At 41.2% G+C, this 17,079-nt stretch carries 13 protein-coding genes, 28 tRNA genes and 3 rRNA genes; 4 read left to right on the forward strand and 40 right to left on the reverse strand.

What is annotated here, in order from left to right:
* Positions 1 to 2 precede the first annotated feature (2 nt).
* Complete coding sequence (locus LF20184_RS09225) at positions 3 to 542, forward strand: LURP-one-related/scramblase family protein (protein WP_010020450.1); 540 nt, start codon at positions 3 to 5, stop codon at positions 540 to 542.
* 29 nt (positions 543 to 571) lie between these two features.
* On the opposite strand, the gene LF20184_RS09230 is transcribed toward LF20184_RS09225, so the two are convergent.
* Both LF20184_RS09230 and LF20184_RS09235 read right to left on the reverse strand, forming a co-directional pair.
* The gene (locus LF20184_RS09230) at positions 572 to 1,138 is read right to left on the reverse strand and encodes a GNAT family N-acetyltransferase (RefSeq protein WP_010020451.1); all 567 of its coding nucleotides are present in this window, start codon (positions 1,136 to 1,138) and stop codon (positions 572 to 574) included.
* Positions 1,139 to 1,361: 223 nt separating this feature from the next.
* The gene (locus tag LF20184_RS09235) at positions 1,362 to 1,868 is read right to left on the reverse strand and encodes a TetR/AcrR family transcriptional regulator (protein ID WP_010020453.1); all 507 of its coding nucleotides are present in this window, start codon (positions 1,866 to 1,868) and stop codon (positions 1,362 to 1,364) included.
* 208 nt (positions 1,869 to 2,076) lie between these two features.
* Here LF20184_RS09235 and LF20184_RS09240 point away from each other — a divergent pair, with 208 nt between their 5' ends.
* The gene (locus LF20184_RS09240; protein ID WP_010020455.1) at positions 2,077 to 2,556 is read left to right on the forward strand and encodes a hypothetical protein; all 480 of its coding nucleotides are present in this window, start codon (positions 2,077 to 2,079) and stop codon (positions 2,554 to 2,556) included.
* Positions 2,557 to 2,696: 140 nt separating this feature from the next.
* Here LF20184_RS09240 and LF20184_RS09245 read toward each other — a convergent pair.
* From LF20184_RS09245 to LF20184_RS09400, 32 genes are all read right to left on the reverse strand, one after another.
* Positions 2,697 to 2,780 (reverse strand) — tRNA-Leu (locus LF20184_RS09245).
* A gap of 38 nt (positions 2,781 to 2,818) precedes the next feature.
* Positions 2,819 to 2,889: transfer RNA gene (locus LF20184_RS09250), tRNA-Cys, on the reverse strand.
* Positions 2,890 to 2,908: 19 nt separating this feature from the next.
* Positions 2,909 to 2,980, reverse strand: a tRNA-Gln gene (locus LF20184_RS09255).
* A gap of 6 nt (positions 2,981 to 2,986) precedes the next feature.
* Positions 2,987 to 3,059: transfer RNA gene (locus tag LF20184_RS09260), tRNA-His, on the reverse strand.
* A gap of 18 nt (positions 3,060 to 3,077) precedes the next feature.
* Positions 3,078 to 3,148: transfer RNA gene (locus LF20184_RS09265), tRNA-Trp, on the reverse strand.
* 4 nt (positions 3,149 to 3,152) lie between these two features.
* A tRNA-Tyr gene (locus LF20184_RS09270) sits at positions 3,153 to 3,235 on the reverse strand.
* A gap of 4 nt (positions 3,236 to 3,239) precedes the next feature.
* Positions 3,240 to 3,312: transfer RNA gene (locus LF20184_RS09275), tRNA-Phe, on the reverse strand.
* A gap of 5 nt (positions 3,313 to 3,317) precedes the next feature.
* A tRNA-Asp gene (locus tag LF20184_RS09280) sits at positions 3,318 to 3,391 on the reverse strand.
* A 23-nt stretch (positions 3,392 to 3,414) separates the two neighbouring features.
* Positions 3,415 to 3,488 (reverse strand) — tRNA-Met (locus tag LF20184_RS09285).
* 30 nt (positions 3,489 to 3,518) lie between these two features.
* Positions 3,519 to 3,608, reverse strand: a tRNA-Ser gene (locus LF20184_RS09290).
* A gap of 46 nt (positions 3,609 to 3,654) precedes the next feature.
* A tRNA-Glu gene (locus LF20184_RS09295) sits at positions 3,655 to 3,726 on the reverse strand.
* Positions 3,727 to 3,735: 9 nt separating this feature from the next.
* A tRNA-Ser gene (locus LF20184_RS09300) sits at positions 3,736 to 3,823 on the reverse strand.
* Between the two features lie 8 nt (positions 3,824 to 3,831).
* Positions 3,832 to 3,906: transfer RNA gene (locus LF20184_RS09305), tRNA-Ile, on the reverse strand.
* 13 nt (positions 3,907 to 3,919) lie between these two features.
* Positions 3,920 to 3,990 (reverse strand) — tRNA-Gly (locus LF20184_RS09310).
* Positions 3,991 to 4,033: 43 nt separating this feature from the next.
* A tRNA-Asp gene (locus LF20184_RS09315) sits at positions 4,034 to 4,107 on the reverse strand.
* A 19-nt stretch (positions 4,108 to 4,126) separates the two neighbouring features.
* Positions 4,127 to 4,200, reverse strand: a tRNA-Met gene (locus LF20184_RS09320).
* Positions 4,201 to 4,233: 33 nt separating this feature from the next.
* Positions 4,234 to 4,307 (reverse strand) — tRNA-Ile (locus LF20184_RS09325).
* Between the two features lie 7 nt (positions 4,308 to 4,314).
* Positions 4,315 to 4,388, reverse strand: a tRNA-Met gene (locus LF20184_RS09330).
* Positions 4,389 to 4,421: 33 nt separating this feature from the next.
* Positions 4,422 to 4,495: transfer RNA gene (locus tag LF20184_RS09335), tRNA-Pro, on the reverse strand.
* 20 nt (positions 4,496 to 4,515) lie between these two features.
* A tRNA-Arg gene (locus tag LF20184_RS09340) sits at positions 4,516 to 4,589 on the reverse strand.
* Between the two features lie 13 nt (positions 4,590 to 4,602).
* A tRNA-Leu gene (locus LF20184_RS09345) sits at positions 4,603 to 4,688 on the reverse strand.
* 14 nt (positions 4,689 to 4,702) lie between these two features.
* A tRNA-Gly gene (locus tag LF20184_RS09350) sits at positions 4,703 to 4,774 on the reverse strand.
* 4 nt (positions 4,775 to 4,778) lie between these two features.
* A tRNA-Thr gene (locus tag LF20184_RS09355) sits at positions 4,779 to 4,851 on the reverse strand.
* A 61-nt stretch (positions 4,852 to 4,912) separates the two neighbouring features.
* Positions 4,913 to 4,995: transfer RNA gene (locus LF20184_RS09360), tRNA-Leu, on the reverse strand.
* Positions 4,996 to 5,018: 23 nt separating this feature from the next.
* A tRNA-Lys gene (locus LF20184_RS09365) sits at positions 5,019 to 5,091 on the reverse strand.
* A gap of 6 nt (positions 5,092 to 5,097) precedes the next feature.
* Positions 5,098 to 5,170, reverse strand: a tRNA-Val gene (locus LF20184_RS09370).
* Positions 5,171 to 5,181: 11 nt separating this feature from the next.
* Positions 5,182 to 5,298, reverse strand: a 5S ribosomal RNA gene (rrf, locus tag LF20184_RS09375).
* A 78-nt stretch (positions 5,299 to 5,376) separates the two neighbouring features.
* Positions 5,377 to 8,294, reverse strand: a 23S ribosomal RNA gene (locus tag LF20184_RS09380).
* A 111-nt stretch (positions 8,295 to 8,405) separates the two neighbouring features.
* A tRNA-Ala gene (locus LF20184_RS09385) sits at positions 8,406 to 8,478 on the reverse strand.
* A gap of 25 nt (positions 8,479 to 8,503) precedes the next feature.
* Positions 8,504 to 8,578, reverse strand: a tRNA-Ile gene (locus LF20184_RS09390).
* An 84-nt stretch (positions 8,579 to 8,662) separates the two neighbouring features.
* Positions 8,663 to 10,229 (reverse strand): 16S ribosomal RNA (locus LF20184_RS09395).
* Together the 16S, 23S and 5S rRNA genes with 28 tRNA genes alongside form the textbook arrangement of a ribosomal RNA operon.
* 418 nt (positions 10,230 to 10,647) lie before the next feature.
* Positions 10,648 to 11,034, reverse strand: a complete 387-nt coding sequence (locus LF20184_RS09400) for a CvfD/Ygs/GSP13 family RNA-binding post-transcriptional regulator (RefSeq protein WP_056945235.1) — start codon at positions 11,032 to 11,034, stop codon at positions 10,648 to 10,650.
* A 79-nt stretch (positions 11,035 to 11,113) separates the two neighbouring features.
* Here LF20184_RS09400 and LF20184_RS09405 point away from each other — a divergent pair, with 79 nt between their 5' ends.
* Positions 11,114 to 12,106 (forward strand): NAD(P)/FAD-dependent oxidoreductase, encoded by a 993-nt coding sequence (locus LF20184_RS09405; RefSeq protein ID WP_010018783.1) that lies wholly within the window; start codon positions 11,114 to 11,116, stop codon positions 12,104 to 12,106.
* Positions 12,107 to 12,197: 91 nt separating this feature from the next.
* The gene (locus tag LF20184_RS09410; RefSeq protein WP_056945237.1) at positions 12,198 to 12,848 is read left to right on the forward strand and encodes a VTT domain-containing protein; all 651 of its coding nucleotides are present in this window, start codon (positions 12,198 to 12,200) and stop codon (positions 12,846 to 12,848) included.
* 4 nt (positions 12,849 to 12,852) lie between these two features.
* On the opposite strand, the gene LF20184_RS09415 is transcribed toward LF20184_RS09410, so the two are convergent.
* From LF20184_RS09415 to LF20184_RS09440, 6 genes are read right to left on the reverse strand one after another with little or no spacing between them, the layout of a single operon-like run.
* Positions 12,853 to 13,455, reverse strand: a complete 603-nt coding sequence (locus tag LF20184_RS09415; protein ID WP_056945234.1) for a TIGR01906 family membrane protein — start codon at positions 13,453 to 13,455, stop codon at positions 12,853 to 12,855.
* Positions 13,448 to 14,224, reverse strand: coding sequence for a TIGR01457 family HAD-type hydrolase (locus LF20184_RS09420; protein ID WP_010018779.1), 777 nt, complete (start codon positions 14,222 to 14,224; stop codon positions 13,448 to 13,450). The genes LF20184_RS09415 and LF20184_RS09420 overlap by 8 nt, the downstream gene beginning before the upstream one ends.
* Positions 14,221 to 14,748 carry a YutD family protein gene (locus LF20184_RS09425; RefSeq protein WP_010018778.1) on the reverse strand — a complete coding sequence of 176 codons (528 nt, stop codon included), beginning with the start codon at positions 14,746 to 14,748 and terminating at the stop codon, positions 14,221 to 14,223. Before LF20184_RS09425 ends, LF20184_RS09420 begins: the two co-directional genes overlap by 4 nt.
* A 9-nt stretch (positions 14,749 to 14,757) precedes the next feature.
* Entirely contained in the window at positions 14,758 to 16,125 is a 1,368-nt protein-coding gene (locus LF20184_RS09430) for a bifunctional metallophosphatase/5'-nucleotidase (protein ID WP_010018777.1), read from the reverse strand.
* Between the two features lie 6 nt (positions 16,126 to 16,131).
* Positions 16,132 to 16,743, reverse strand: coding sequence for a metallophosphoesterase (locus tag LF20184_RS09435; protein ID WP_010018774.1), 612 nt, complete (start codon positions 16,741 to 16,743; stop codon positions 16,132 to 16,134).
* On the reverse strand, positions 16,743 to 17,075 hold the full coding sequence (locus LF20184_RS09440) for a hypothetical protein (protein WP_010018773.1): 333 nt from the start codon (positions 17,073 to 17,075) through the stop codon (positions 16,743 to 16,745). The genes LF20184_RS09435 and LF20184_RS09440 overlap by 1 nt, the downstream gene beginning before the upstream one ends.
* Positions 17,076 to 17,079: the final 4 nt, after the last annotated feature.

A 17,079-nucleotide genomic window follows, 5' to 3' on the forward strand; every position in this document is an offset into this window, starting at 1 on the left:
TCATGGAGCTTTATATTCGTAAAGCAGATTTGGCAGTCGGCAATATCTTAGTCGTCGCCAATCAAAGTAAGGAGACAGTCTTTATAGCCTCACGTGATAAAGACAATCCGTTCCTGATCAAATTATATAATCGTTTAAACACATTAATTGGTGAAATAAGTCTAAAAAATAACTTTCTAAAAATTTACTCAATCAAAATCAACGGTGAAGAAAAAGCAACCATCAATGCACTTCCAATGATCGACTTGAAATTTGTGTATCTTAGCAAAGTCAACTGGAGTGTCGTCGGTAATTTAGTTGAATCCAACTACCACGTAACCCAAGGTGGCAAAGAAGTTCTTCAAGTTCAACCAACTATTTTAAGCCAAGGTCACCCCGGATTAGAATTATCTTTTGGTAATTTGGATGATGGACCTATGAGTACTCTGTTAGCAATCTTTTTAGATAAATACATTAAACTACCTACTTTAGCGCCAAAAACTGATTTAGATAATTTAGGATTAAAATCAAACATGCCCTATCTAAATAACTTCAATAAATAAAAGGCCTCTCCTAATCAAAGGAAAGGTCTTTATTTAGTTAGGTCATATTGCATGTGATCATACAAATGACTACCGATATATAATTGTCCAACTTGTTTGAAGCCAGTCTTGTCATAAACGTGTCTAGCAGGTGCGTTATCAACGTCAACATTTAAACTTAGTATCTTTTCGCCACGGTCGCGAATCACTTCAATAAAGTGTTCCATCGTTGCAGTTCCGATACCCTTACCTTGAAATTCTGGAGCAACCGCAAATGAATCTAAGTACCATTCACCTGGCCAAGCTTCCTTATCACCAAATAGGTTATCTTCTTTGATACCATACTTGTGCATGATTTTCTTCAAAGGTTCGTCAATCGTATCTTCTGCCTCTTCTGGGTAGCCGACCATGATTGCTACTACTTTACCATCGATCTCATTTACTAGGATATTGTCCAGTCCATAGCGATAGCCCGGTTGGAAAAAGCCTTCCTTAATAACTTGGGCCATCTTCTCATCGCCAACTTTTTTGAAAACATCTAGTTCCATTTCATCAAAGATTTGGAACAAAATTGGTAATATCTGGTCTGCATCTTCCTCTTTAGCATTTCTAAACATTTTTTCACCTCAAGTATATATAATACATGATTTAATAATAATCTCAAATATAGCAAAGCACACAACAAAAACAATGACCCCACAACGAATCATTGTTTTTTTATTTATAAAATTACTCCCGCAATTCTCCTCTTTATTTTTTTATAATCATTTCTGATTACAAATATATTTTAACGTGTCTGTTTTCATCTGAGAATCTACATTTTTCTGAAAATGTGCAATTTTATACATTAAATAAAAAATGTCCATATTTTACCAAGGCTTCAGTCATCTCAAAACGATTGGTTTTTAAATTATTATCGAATTGCTTCTTTAACATCAAAATAAACGCATCCAGAGCCACTTTACTAATCACTTTTTCCTGATTATATTGAACCAATATTTTGCTGAAATTCTCCATTATTCGGCGATGAACGTGCTCTTGATTAATAAATGGCATCGTCTGCCGATATAAATTTAAACAAAGCAACTTATTGTCATAAATATATGCGACTAGATTTTTGATCCATTCTTCGTAGGAGCGACAATCACGTGTAATTTCTTCAAGGATGATCTTTTCAACTAAGTCCTTGTATACGAATTCCAAGCCACCAAAATTATTGTAAATCGTACTGCGACTGACAGTAGCCTTTTGAGCTAGTTCCACTAAAGTAAATTTATCAATCCGTCGACTAGAAAATTCTCGGTAAGTAGTTTCGATTAAATGTTTTTTAGTTAAAGACATTGGCATGTACTTTCTCCCGTTTTTGTAATCATCTTAACAAGTCAAAATTTTTTTAGATACCAAATAAAGTCGATTATTGAATTTAAATTATTATTATTTTTGATTAAGCAATAAATATAAAATTATCATTTACAAATAATTAGCTATCCTTTTACGTACATATCAACATATTTAAAGAATTATACTGAATGTAAATAGTTATTGGGAGGATATTATGAATCGAAAACGGATTGCTTTAATTACTAGCCTTATTTTTTTATCTGATTGCAGTATAGAGAGCTTTAATCCTTTAAAAAATGACCTTAAAAACGACGTACAAGCCGTTTCTCAATCTCATAAGAAAAAGACTAGCGATAAGTATCCAGACATCTCTAAGGAGCTAGATATAACTTCTATGGAACAATACAGTAGCAATGTGCTATTCATGAACTTAACTTTGAGAAACTTCCACGTAAAAGACATCTATCTTGATGATCAAGGTACTTATCATTTGCTACTAACACCCTTGAAGACTAGCAACCAATACTTCGTAACAACAATTAAGTCTAATAAGACCATCAAAATTGGCGATAAGATAACCATTCAAGGTTTTATCAATGGCAAAGTTAAAGTACATGACGAATACTCCTTTAGTTCAAAGTACAATGGCAAAAAAGCCGTTTCCGTCATTGTTGATCATTTTGAAATCAATTAGTTTAGATACAATAATGTGCAAAATATATGCAGAAGTTCAAAAAACATTCAAAAGTTCCATTATTTGAAGATACAAAAAAAGCTCAAGTCATTGATTTAACAATGATTTGAGCTAACTGATATTTGGTTTAAAACCATCAATACCGGTGATCGGGGTCGAACCGATACTCCCTAGTGGGAACAGGATTTTGAATCCTGCGCGTCTGCCAATTCCGCCACACCGGCATATTATTATATATGCCTGATTACTTGAGCATAACCAAAGGCGGTAACCGGATTTGAACCGGTGATGAAGGTTTTGCAGACCTCTGCCTTACCACTTGGCTATACCGCCATATTCTTTTTTACAGCAATTGGGTTAGCTGGATTCGAACCAGCGCATGACGGAGTCAAAGTCCGTTGCCTTACCGCTTGGCTATAACCCAATAAAGGGCGGTATGTGGGAGTCGAACCCACGTGTGCCGGTGCCACAAACCGGTGTGTTAACCACTTCACCAATACCGCCATGATAAAAGGTAGAAACAGGGATAGTAGGAATTGAACCCACACCGACGGTTTTGGAGACCGTAGTTCTACCTTTAAACTATATCCCTAATATGGAGGGGAGTGGATTCGAACCACCGAACCCGAAGGAGCGGATTTACAGTCCGCCGCGTTTAGCCAGACTTCGCTACCCCTCCAAAATGGCGCGGGACGGAATCGAACCGCCGACACATGGAGCTTCAATCCATTGCTCTACCAACTGAGCTACCGAGCCATTAACGGTCCCTGCGGGAATCGAACCCGCGATCTCCTGCGTGACAGGCAGGCGTCCTAACCAACTAGACCAAGGAACCAAATTTAATTTTTTCAAAACAAATTGCGGGAGCAGGATTTGAACCTACGACCTTCGGGTTATGAGCCCGACGAGCTACCAGACTGCTCCATCCCGCGATAATAAAAAATATCACATGCTACCCACTAAGGAGGATGTGGGATTCGAACCCACGCGCCGCTTTCGCGACCTGACGGTTTTCAAGACCGTTCCCTTAAGCCGGACTTGGGTAATCCTCCATTGCTTAAAACGTAAAACTATTTAATTCTTGATGACTAGCATCAATGACCCGTACGAGATTTGAACTCATGTTACCGCCGTGAAAGGGCGGTGTCTTAACCACTTGACCAACGGGTCATATTAAAACGGAGAAGGAGGGATTTGAACCCTCGCGCCGCTTACGCGACCTACACCCTTAGCAGGGGCGCCTCTTCAGCCACTTGAGTACTTCTCCAGATATAGTGGGCCTAAATGGACTTGAACCATCGACCTCACGCTTATCAGGCGTGCGCTCTAAACCAGCTGAGCTATAGGCCCATAAAAGTGGCAAAGCGGGTGACGAGAATCGAACTCGCGACAACAGCTTGGAAGGCTGTGGTTTTACCACTAAACTACACCCGCATATTACCTTACGGCTAACTTCTTATGATAGACTAACTATCAACGGTCCCTGCGGGAATCGAACCCGCGATCTCCTGCGTGACAGGCAGGCGTCCTAACCAACTAGACCAAGGAACCAAATTAATCTTTGAAACAATTGCGGGAGCAGGATTTGAACCTACGACCTTCGGGTTATGAGCCCGACGAGCTACCAGACTGCTCCATCCCGCGATAACAATAATTGTTAAGGTCCATACAAAATGATGGACCCTGTAGGACTCGAACCTACGACCGAGCGGTTATGAGCCGCCTGCTCTAACCAACTGAGCTAAAGGTCCGGAATAATAGCGGCGAAGGGGATCGAACCCCCGACCTCCCGGGTATGAACCGGACGCTCTAGCCAGCTGAGCTACACCGCCAAAAACTGTGAAACTGACAACATACATTGTCTATCGGGAAGACAGGATTCGAACCTGCGACCCCCTGGTCCCAAACCAGGTGCTCTACCAAGCTGAGCCACTTCCCGAGATTGAATATTTGGAGCAATGCACCTAGTAGGAGTCGAACCTACAACCTTCTGATTCGTAGTCAGACACTCTATCCAATTGCGCTATAGGTGCATATTCATTATAGTGCCGAGGACCGGAATCGAACCGGTACGGTAATTACTTACCGCAGGATTTTAAGTCCTGTGCGTCTGCCAGTTCCGCCACCCCGGCGTTACTATAATGAAAGCGGAAGACGGGATTCGAACCCGCGACCCCCACCATGGCAAGGTGATGTTCTACCACTGAACTACTTCCGCATTATGCCGACTAGAGGATTCGAACCTCCGACCCCCTGTTTACAAGACAGATGCTCTGCCAGCTGAGCTAAGTCGGCATAAAAACAATACTTTCATATTTTACTAAATGAAACTCAATATTGCAACAACAATATTGAATACGGGTGAAAGGACTTGAACCTTCATGTCCAAAGGACACTAGAACCTAAATCTAGCGCGTCTGCCAATTCCGCCACACCCGCATGGTGTGTATATATGTTGCAAATGAGCCGTGACAGGTTCGAACTGTCGACCCTCTGATTAAAAGTCAGATGCTCTACCAACTGAGCTAACGGCTCATGATATGGAGGATACAGGGATCGAACCTGTGACCTCCTGCTTGTAAGGCAGATGCTCTCCCAGCTGAGCTAATCCTCCATCATGAGACAGCGTAGCGACTCTCTATCCTCGCGGGTAGTTTCCCACCAACTACTTTCGACGCGGAGAAGCTTAACTTCTGTGTTCGGCATGGGAACAGGTGTATCCTTCTCACTATCGTCACTACACTGTTTGACACTCGTACCTTCAAAACTAGATATTAATATCAATGATTTAAAACACTTCAAACTGCTGTAAACTCTTACTCGATTAAGTCCTCGATCTATTAGTACTGCTCAGCTCCATGTATCGCTACACTTCCACCCGCAGCCTATCTACGTCATATTCTCTAACGGATCTTACTTCCATAAAGGAATGGGAAATCTCATCTCGAGGGGGGCTTCACACTTAGATGCTTTCAGCGTTTATCCCTTCCATACGTAGCTACCCAGCGATGCGCCTGGCGGCACAACTGGTACACCAGAGGTATGTCCATCCCGGTCCTCTCGTACTAAGGACAGCTCCTCTCAAATTTCCTACGCCCGCGACGGATAGGGACCGAACTGTCTCACGACGTTCTGAACCCAGCTCGCGTACCGCTTTAATGGGCGAACAGCCCAACCCTTGGGACCGACTACAGCCCCAGGATGCGATGAGCCGACATCGAGGTGCCAAACCTCCCCGTCGATGTGAACTCTTGGGGGAGATAAGCCTGTTATCCCCAGGGTAGCTTTTATCCGTTGAGCGATGGCCCTTCCATATGGTACCACCGGATCACTAACTCCGACTTTCGTCCCTGCTCGACTTGTCAGTCTCGCAGTCAAGCTCGCTTTTACGTTTACACTCTGCGAATGATTTCCAACCATTCTGAGCGAACCTTTGAGCGCCTCCGTTACATTTTAGGAGGCGACCGCCCCAGTCAAACTGCCCACCAGACACTGTCCCTCATCGCGCTGAGCGATGTAGGTTAGAGCTTTCATATAACAAGGGTAGTATCCCACCAACGCCTCCTTCGAAACTAGCGTTCCGAAATCAACGGCTCCTACCTATCCTGTACATGTCACACAAAAACTCAATATCAAGCTACAGTAAAGCTCCATGGGGTCTTTCCGTCCTGTCGCGGGTAACCCGCATCTTCACGGGTATTATAATTTCACCGAGTCTCTCGTTGAGACAGTGCCCAAATCATTACGCCTTTCGTGCGGGTCGGAACTTACCCGACAAGGAATTTCGCTACCTTAGGACCGTTATAGTTACGGCCGCCGTTTACTGGGGCTTCAATTCTCAGCTTCGCAAAAGCTAACTGATCCTCTTAACCTTCCAGCACCGGGCAGGCGTCAGCCCATATACGTCATCTTACGATTTAGCATAGACCTGTGTTTTTGATAAACAGTTGTTTGGGCCTATTCACTGCGGCTGGCTGTTACACCAGCACCCCTTCTCCCGAAGTTACGGGGTCATTTTGCCGAGTTCCTTAACGAGAGTTCACTCGCTGACCTTAGGATACTCTCCTCGACTACCTGTGTCGGTTTGCGGTACGGGTAGTTTATTTCTAACTAGGAACTTTTCTTGGCAGTGTGAGTTGTTGTGCTTCGTTACTAAAATTTCACTCCCCATCACAGCTTGTCCTTAGAGATATAAGCATTTGACTCATATCAAGACTTACTGCTTGGACGCGCATATCCATCAGCGCGCACACATCATCCTCCTGCGTCCTTCCATCGTTCAAACAAAATAAACTAGTACAGGAATATCAACCTGTTATCCATCGATTACACCTCTCGGTCTCATCTTAGGCCCCGACTAACCCTGGGAGGACGAGCCTTCCCCAGGAAACCTTAGTCTTGCGGCCGACCAGATTCTCACTGGTCTTTCGTTACTCATACCGGCATTCTCACTTCTAAGAACTCCACTGCTCCTCACGGTACAGCTTCAATGCTCTTACAACGCTCTCCTACCACACATCTTACGATGCATCCACAGTTTCGGTATCATGCTTAGCCCCGGTACATTTTCGGCGCAGAATCACTCGACTAGTGAGCTATTACGCACTCTTTGAATGAATGGCTGCTTCTAAGCCAACATCCTAGTTGTCTATGCGTTTCCACATCCTTTTCCACTTAGCATGAATTTTGGGACCTTAACTGGTGATCTGGGCTGTTTCCCTTTCGACGGTGGATCTTATCACTCATCGTCTGACTCCCGGGTATAGATCAATGGTATTCGGAGTTTATCTGAATTCAGTAACCCAAGACGGGCCCCTAGTCCAAACAGTGCTCTACCTCCACGATCCTAATCCCCGAGGCTAACCCTAAAGCTATTTCGGAGAGAACCAGCTATCTCCAAGTTCGTTTGGAATTTCACCGCTACCCACAACTCATCCCAGCATTTTTCAACATACACGGGTTCGGTCCTCCAATGCGTTTTACCGCATCTTCAACCTGGTCATGGGTAGGTCACTTGGTTTCGGGTCTACATCAACATACTTAGTCGCCCTATTCAGACTCGCTTTCGCTACGGCTCCAACTTTTCATTTTAACCTTGCATGTTAACGTAACTCGCCGGTTCATTCTACAAAAGGCACGCCATCATCCATAAACGGACTCTGACTACTTGTAGGCACACGGTTTCAGGATCTATTTCACTCCCCTTCCGGGGTACTTTTCACCTTTCCCTCACGGTACTGGTTCACTATCGGTCACTAGGGAGTATTTAGCCTTGGGAGATGGTCCTCCCGGATTCCGACGGAGTTTCTCGTGTTCCGCCGTACTCAGGATACTGAATGGAGTGGGTCAGATTTCGTTTACGAGGCTTTCACTCTCTTTGGCCAAGCTTTCCAACTTGTTCAACTATCGTTACCTTTTGTTCTCACAACATCAGTCCTACAACCCTATGAAGCAAGCTTCATAGTTTGGGCTATTCCCGTTTCGCTCGCCGCTACTCAGGGAATCGAATTTTCTTTCTCTTCCTGCAACTACTTAGATGTTTCAGTTCATTGCGTGTTCCTCTTGATTGCTATGTATTCACAAACAAGTAAATATCCATTACGATATTTGGGTTCCCCCATTCGGAAATCCCCGGATCAAAGCTTACTTACAGCTCCCCGAGGCGTATCGTCGTTAGTTACGTCCTTCATCGGCTCCTAGTGCCTAGGCATCCACCGTGCGCCCTTTATAACTTAATCTTGACAAAATATGGAAATACATCCACTTTTATCGCGCAGTTTTCGGTGTTTCTTTAAATCATTAATTCTTAATATCCAGTTTTCAAGGTACGAGTATGACATCTCTGTCAATGGAGGTTAACGGGATCGAACCGATGACCTCCTGCTTGCAAAGCAGGTGCTCTCCCAGCTGAGCTAAACCCCCATGGTACTATTAAAATTTCTGAGAATGGGCCTAAATGGACTTGAACCATCGACCTCACGCTTATCAGGCGTGCGCTCTAAACCAGCTGAGCTATAGGCCCGAAATGCGCCCGGTAGGCCTCTCAAAACTAAACAAAGTTTTAACGTTGTGTATTTCCGTTGGTGCTAAAGCACCATATCCTTAGAAAGGAGGTGATCCAGCCGCAGGTTCTCCTACGGCTACCTTGTTACGACTTCACCCTAATCATTTGTCCCACCTTAGGCGGCTAGTTCCCCGAAGGGTTACCCCACCGACTTTGGGTGTTACAAACTCTCATGGTGTGACGGGCGGTGTGTACAAGGCCCGGGAACGTATTCACCGCGGCATGCTGATCCGCGATTACTAGCGATTCCAGCTTCATGCAGGCTAGTTGCAGCCTGCAATCCGAACTGAGATCGGTTTTAAGTGATTTGCTTGCCCTCGCGAGTTCGCAACACGTTGTACCGACCATTGTAGCACGTGTGTAGCCCAGGTCATAAGGGGCATGATGATTTGACGTCGTCCCCACCTTCCTCCGGTTTGTCACCGGCAGTCTCACCAGAGTGCCCAACTGAATGCTGGCAACTGATAATAAGGGTTGCGCTCGTTGCGGGACTTAACCCAACATCTCACGACACGAGCTGACGACAACCATGCACCACCTGTATCCATGTCCCCGAAGGGAAAGACTAATCTCTTAGTTTGTCATGGTATGTCAAGACCTGGTAAGGTTCTTCGCGTTGCTTCGAATTAAACCACATGCTCCACCGCTTGTGCGGGCCCCCGTCAATTCCTTTGAGTTTCAATCTTGCGATCGTACTCCCCAGGCGGAGTGCTTAATGCGTTAGCTGCAGCACTGAAGGGCGGAAACCCTCCAACACTTAGCACTCATCGTTTACGGCATGGACTACCAGGGTATCTAATCCTGTTTGCTACCCATGCTTTCGAATCTCAGCGTCAGTTACAGACCAGAAAGCCGCCTTCGCCACTGGTGTTCTTCCATATATCTACGCATTCCACCGCTACACATGGAGTTCCACTTTCCTCTTCTGCACTCAAGTTTACCAGTTTTCGAAGCACTTCCTCGGTTGAGCCGAGGGCTTTCACTTCAAACTTAATAAACCGCCTACATTCTCTTTACGCCCAATAAATCCGGACAACGCTTGCCACCTACGTATTACCGCGGCTGCTGGCACGTAGTTAGCCGTGGCTTTCTGGTTGAATACCGTCAGTACGTGAACAGTTACTCTCACGCATGTTCTTCTTCAACAACAGAGTTTTACGATCCGAAAACCTTCTTCACTCACGCGGCATTGCTCCATCAGGCTTTCGCCCATTGTGGAAGATTCCCTACTGCTGCCTCCCGTAGGAGTTTGGGCCGTGTCTCAGTCCCAATGTGGCCGATTACCCTCTCAGGTCGGCTACGTATCATTGCCTTGGTGAGCTATTACCTCACCAACTAGCTAATACGCCGCGGGTCCATCCAAAAGCGATAGCAGAGCCATCTTTCAAGCTACGATCATGTGAAAGTAGTTGTTATGCGGTATTAGCACTTGTTTCCAAATGTTATCCCCCACTTTTGGGCAGGTTACCCACGTGTTACTCACCCGTCCGCCACTCACCAAGGTCTGAATCATGAAGCAAGCTTCAATCTTCAGGATGGTTCGTTCGACTTGCATGTATTAGGCATGCCGCCAGCGTTCGTCCTGAGCCAGGATCAAACTCTCATATTAAAAGTTTGTGACTCATAAAAAATTATACTAGCGAATTGACTTCGTTGTAAATCCAACAAATAAATGTTGGCCTACACAATTTAGTGTTAAAACTTTGTTCAGTTTTCAAAGGTCTACCAGCTGATTAAGCGCTTACGCTCATCAGCGACTTAATTATTTTATCAAGCTGACAATTTAATGTCAAGAACTTTTTAAAATAATTTTTCTAACAAATCATCAAGTAAATGATAATTTGTTAGGTGATGTCTAACAGACAACTTAATTATCTTATCGAAGATGTAAGAGCAAGTCAAGCACTTTTTTAAAATAATTTTTGACGTCTTGGATAAGCTGTAAGGCTTGAATCCATTGACGCCGTTGCTCTGTCGCAACAACAAGATATATATTACCAATTAGAATAGAGGTGCGCAACCCTTTTTTACAAAAAAGTTGAATTTTTTTGCTTTTTTTCTGAAATTAGCTTCATTGCACTGCTAATCCAGGCATCTTTGTGGATTGCAATCGTCTTATAGCCTATGTGATCACGGTAATTAGTCCAAAAATGCTTATGTAAAATCGGTCTTCCTACTTTCTGTGGATGTAATGCCCGCATCGACAAACTTATCTTTTGATTATACTCATCGATTCCCATTACAATTACATCGACCTTATCTCCTACTTTGTACTGACTATTTAGATCAGCAACAAAGCCATGCTTTAATTCTGAAATGTGAATCAGTCCTTGATGTTCATCATCAATCTTAACGAAAACACCGTATGACTGAATACCAGAAATCGTACCTGTGATTTTATCTCCTATTCTCACTTAATTTCCTCCTTTGTTCTAATATAAAATGTGTGACAATATATCTATAGATTATATAACAGAAAATGGTGACTATGATATGAATACGAAAATTTATGACATTTCTATTATCGGTGGCGGCCCTGCCGGTATGTTTGCGGCTTACTTCGGACGTTTAAGAAATTTGGACGTTGCGTTAATAGAGAGCTTGCCTAAACTCGGTGGACAACCCGAAACACTTTACTCACAAAAACACATCTACGATATTGCGGCTTTACCCAAAGTATCTGGTAGTGAGTTAACGCAACAGCTACTTGATCAATTACAAATCCTCAACTGTGATCAATACTTAGGAACTTCCGTTTCTTCTATTAATAGAAAAGATGACGTTTGGGAATTATCTACTAATAAAGAAACTATCTATAGTAAGGCAATTATTATCGCTATCGGTAACGGTGCTTTTAAACCTAGAAAGTTGACCTTTGATTATGACAAGACTCTAGAAGAGAATAATCTCGACTACTTCGTCAACAGTTTGGAAGATTTTAGAGGTAAAGACGTCTTAGTAGCTGGTGGTGGCGACTCTGCTGTTGATTGGTCAATCGACTTAGATAAAATCACTAACCATACATCCCTCATTCATAGAAGAAACAAGTATCGAGCTATGGAATCTAGCGTCAACAAATTGAATCAATCATCCGTCGAACAGCTCAATCCTTATATCATCAAAAATGTCGACTTCAATCAAGCAGACAATTCCAAAATCGATGTCACTTTGAAAATGATCAAATCTGACGACGTAAAGACAGTCACTGCCGATAAATTATTAGTCAACTACGGTTTCGTGTCCGATTCTAAGATTTTGCGTGATTGGAATTTGGAATTAAATGGTCCGTTCATCAAAGTTTCTCAAGAAATGGAAACCAATCTACCTAACGTCTTTGCAATTGGAGATGTTGTAACTTACCCTGGTAAACTACAATTGATTGCCACTGCCTTTGCCGAAGGTCCTATCGCAATTACTAAAGCCTTGAGAAATCTCTATCCTGACAAAGATTACTTCGAACACAGTACTTCTATTTTTGAAAAATAATCTTTAATTTAGCCTGTATTTAAATTTATTTTAAGTTAAGCTGTTATAATGTAGTTTAATTTGAATTTTTGGAGTTGATTTGTTGAGTTACGTGACTGGTCTGATCGATTTCATTTTGCATATTGATAGTCATTTAGTTAATATCGTGAATAATTTCGGTCTTTGGACATATTTAATTTTGTTTATAATCATCTTTATTGAAACTGGTGTGGTTATCTTGCCATTCCTACCTGGTGATTCTTTAATCTTTGCAGCCATGGCATTAGCCGCTAATCCTAAATATGGATTGATTTCGTGGGTGTTGTTCTTACTATTCTTAGCGGCCGCCGTTTTGGGAGATTCAATGAACTACGAAATCGGTGAGCATTTTGGAGAATACGCGACGAGGAATAAATACCTTGGAAAATTGATCAACAAAGAGCATTTGCATGATGCACACGTCTTCTTTGAAAAACATGGTGGTAAAACTATCGCCATTGGTCGTTTTATTCCTCTAATTAGAACTTTCGTACCATTTGTTGCTGGTAGTGGAACGATGCATTATGGAACCTTCTTGAAGTTCAACTTCATCGGGGCTTTCTTATGGGTAACGATTTGTTCTCTAGCTGGGCATCTTTTCGGTAACATCCCTGCAGTTCAAGAACATTTTTCATTGATCATTATCGGAATCGTCCTAGTATCATTGATTCCAATTTTAATTACTGCTCTTAAAAATAGACGAAAAAAAAGCGTTCAGGATTAACTTCCTAAACGTTTTTTTTATTGGCTTTCCAAAAATTCAGTCCTTCAAACAAGATAAAGAATAAAACAAAACACTGCGTAAAGAACTCTTCTGGCAAAATATTGATAACTGGATCTTTATTAGGATCGAATAACCAATCGCTATTTCTAAATAAAACTTCATGAAAGATCACGAAGAATTCGTCAAAGTTCAACAACATCAAAATTGCTAATACGATACCAAAAATACCGATCCACAAGAAGATGCGATTGTATCTCGCTCGAACTCTTCTGAATTTAGCAACAATCAGTCCTGTCCCGATAAAAACACCGAAATTCAATAAGAACAATTTTTTACAGTCTTCAAAATGCAGTCTACCTGAAGCTGATGACGCAAAATCGCTCAATTGAAAATGCCAATTAAAGGGATTGATCAAATAATCCATCATCTGAGCGTAATTCTTCATAATCGTGGAATACTTCAAACTAACTGCCTGCTCTAAATAATAATGTTTAATATCAAAAGCAAACAACAAATAACTTGCAAAGATCGTAATCGTAATAGTAGCTGTCAAAATAAAGAAAGCTAGAGCTATTGTATAAAACAAGTCTTTTTGCGCATTAGACATCCCATTGATCCAGACTTTCTACTTGGTGTGTTGGTTTGATTTTTTCTTTATCGATATCGGCATGGGTACTGACACCTGTGTTGACCCACAAAGTATCGACTTTAGCACTGATCCCGGCTTTAATGTCAGTATTGTAATTATCTCCAACCATTACGGAAGTTTTAGGATCAAAGCCTTTTTCCTTGGCCGCAAAGAAAATCATATCGGGTTCTGGTTTACCAATGTAGTGAGCTCTTTGTTGAGTTGAAGTCTCGACTAATGAAATTACTGAACCAGCACCAGGTACTAGTCCTCTTTCATTAGGCAAATTAGTATCAGCATTAGTACCGATAAAGAATGCGCCCTTCTTAATAGCTAAAGTAGCTACTTCAAACTTATGGTATGTTACGTCGTAATCCAATCCGACAATTACTACATCAGGGTTATCTTCATTCAATTTAATACCAGTATTAAAAACAGCACTCTTTAATCCATATTCACCGATAACATAAGCACTGTGGTTAGTAATATCATCATCAAACATATTTTGAATATATGCTGCTGTAGCAAGTGATGGTGTAACAACTTGTTCTGGTGTAGCTGTGATTTGATGGTTGTTGACCAAATTTTCAGCCACTTGTTGTGGTGTTTTGGTCGTATTATTCGTCAAAAAGTAATAATCAACTCCAGCTCGATTTAAATTATCGATGAAAACACGAGCTTCAGGAATTTTTTCCTTTCCACGATACATTGTTCCATCTAAATCAATTAAATATGTTTGATACTTCATTTATTCTTTTCACCTATTTTTCTAATTTTAAAAGTCTTCTTGGCACTGACAGTCGTCTTCTTGTGTCGTGTAGGCTTTCTTTTATGTTGATTATTGTGGGGCTTAGACTTATTGACATTCTTGACAAACTTATTAGTTCTCGTCTTAAAACGATGATTGGTGCGACGATGATTATTTTTGAGTGGAGCTTTTTTAACTTTCTCCAAAACAAAATAAGCACAGCCAAAATTACAATACTCTAATAGGTAGTCTTCCAAATGCGAAATACGATTGTCAAGCGTACTTTCCTTGCGTTGGTCTTCATAAAAACCCTTGAAACGCAATTGATCGTATCCCCAATCGCCGACAATATAATCATATTTATCTAAAACGTTGTTGTAACGTTCTTCAATTCTCTCTTCATTAAAACCACTGTCGTGGTCTTCGACTATTCTGTATTGTGTCTTATTAATAGAAACTAAATTATCAGCCAACTTTATTACGTAAGCTACTTTTGTAACGTTCTTTTCCTCAACGTCCTGCAAGTAATCACCTCAAATCGGATATTTTTTACTTAAGTAATCTCCAAATACACTTCGTAAGAATTTAGGATACAAGATTTCATTATTCCCCGCAATCTCAATCGATGGGAAGTAAGGGACGAATAAATAATGATCCAATAATGCTAAAGTATACTCTTTGTTCTTCTCTAATTCTTGACCATTGATGTAAACATTGCGTTTATTATCAATCGTTATTCCCCGATAAACTAGTTCGCCAAATATCTTACCACGAAATCCCATCCCTTTTTGAGGGTGATTGCGTAAGTATAGACGATTCTTTTCCATTTCCATGACTAAGCGCCAAACGTTATCGCCTGTCATAGTAGTTCTCATCACGTGAATTGCATGTGGTAAAATGTCATGAAGATTTTTTTGAGTAACGATTCCCTTTGGCAAATCACTCAAAAACAATCCTGAACTCAAAACTGCCACATCACTATTGGCAAATTCTTGAACGGCTGACAAAGCTTCATTCATGATCGAATTTGGTGCTTGATAATCTGCGCTCAAGGATTCTGGTAGGTTGGCAACCTTCTTTTCATCGAGTAATTTCTCACCCAAATCAAATTGGCTCTTAATCCAGTCTTCATCGCCTGACAACTCTGGCAAAGTTTCGGTCTTGGTAGTAAAAGCTGACTTCTCAACGACTTTTTTATCATCGTTTAGTTCTAGATTGATAGTACCGATATTTTGACCATACTTTCCGGCAGCAGCTAACAAGACGCCATTGTCCATTTCCCCTTTAGGAAATAAATGATGCGTATGAGAACCGATAATAACATCGATTTCGGGACGTTTTTTGGCAATCAATCGATCCATAGAAACACCCAAATGTGATAGCAAGATTATGACGTCGCAATCTTTTACCAGCTCTAAAGATTTTGGCAACATCTCTTGAATCAGACGAATATCCCAATCCAACAGTGGATACGTCAAAATATAAGGTGCCGTTAAACCGATAATTCCAATCTTAGTACCCTTTTTAGTCTCAATTATCTTACTAGCCTGAGCAAAGTCAGCCAAACGTGATGGATTCTTTTCATAGACATTGTTCAACACGACTGGAAAATTAGCATGGTCGTACAGATGTTCCAAGTGTTCGTGACTGTTGCCTAATCCTTCATTATTGCCAATCGTTACAGCATCATAATGCAATTGGTTCATCCATTCGATATTTTTTTGACCATTAGTTGCTTCTGATAAAGGATGTGCTCGATCCATGGCATCCCCAATATCAAATAAGTAAAAATCATCAGCAGTGCTATCTTTTCTAGATTGTTCAATGAAACGTTTGACTCTTGGAAAGTTCTCAAAGTGTGAATGTAAATCATTCGTATGAACTATTTGAATTTTCTCCATAATATCCTACTTTCTTTGTAATCTAGCTAAGTCCTGTTTCTTCTTGTCGTACATTTCCAAAATTTCTTCACCACGTAAAGGTGAACCCCAAGGTAGATCTTCTGACAAGTAATCTCGTTCTGGAGCATCGACGCCAACATTGATATTTTCGGGAATCGGTACGGCATAGTGATGGATATGACCGTGAAGATTGATAATTTTTTCAACTTTTCCCAATAACAGAGGATAGTGAGTACAATAAAATTGATGATGATCAAATTTCAATAAAGCACCAACGTCTTCAAACTCAAATCTCTTCTTGCCATCAGACAAAGTTTCATTGTGTTTATCCAAGAATTTGAACAAAGAACGATAATCGTGATTTCCTTTGATCAAAGTCATATGTCCATTCAATTGACGTAGCATATCATAAGTCTCTTCGTCAGTCGGCGTGTTTTGCGGACGCATCGAAATATCGCCTAGATGATAAACTCGATCATTTTCATCCACGCGACTATTCCAAGCATCGATCATTGCTTGATTCATCTCATCAACATTGCCAAAATGACGTGGTGCAAAATTATTTGGTTGCAACAATTGGTAATGATAAAAATGTGTATCTGCTATAAAATAGTTCATTATTCAGCACTGTCCTCTGTGGCAATGTGGTTAGCCTTCAAGATTTCATTAAAAGCATCCAACACTTTACCTTCTGGTTTTTTATATTCAACCCATTCTGTTAATTCCATAGGTGGAACTGTATAATTTTGGTTAACGTAATCTTCGTAAACGCCAACAGCTGAAGAATGTGGGATATTGAGTTTTAGAATTCTAACTTCTTTGATTAATCCTAATTCAGCAGCTTTTTCAGCCCGACCGTTCATTACAATATTGGCAAGCTCATAATACTTTGTTCCATCATTACGAGTTATTTGCTCAATCATATCTAATGTTTGTTTCTCGTTATTCATTAAT

Source organism: Companilactobacillus farciminis KCTC 3681 = DSM 20184 (assembly GCF_002706745.1).
GTDB lineage: Bacteria > Bacillota > Bacilli > Lactobacillales > Lactobacillaceae > Companilactobacillus > Companilactobacillus farciminis.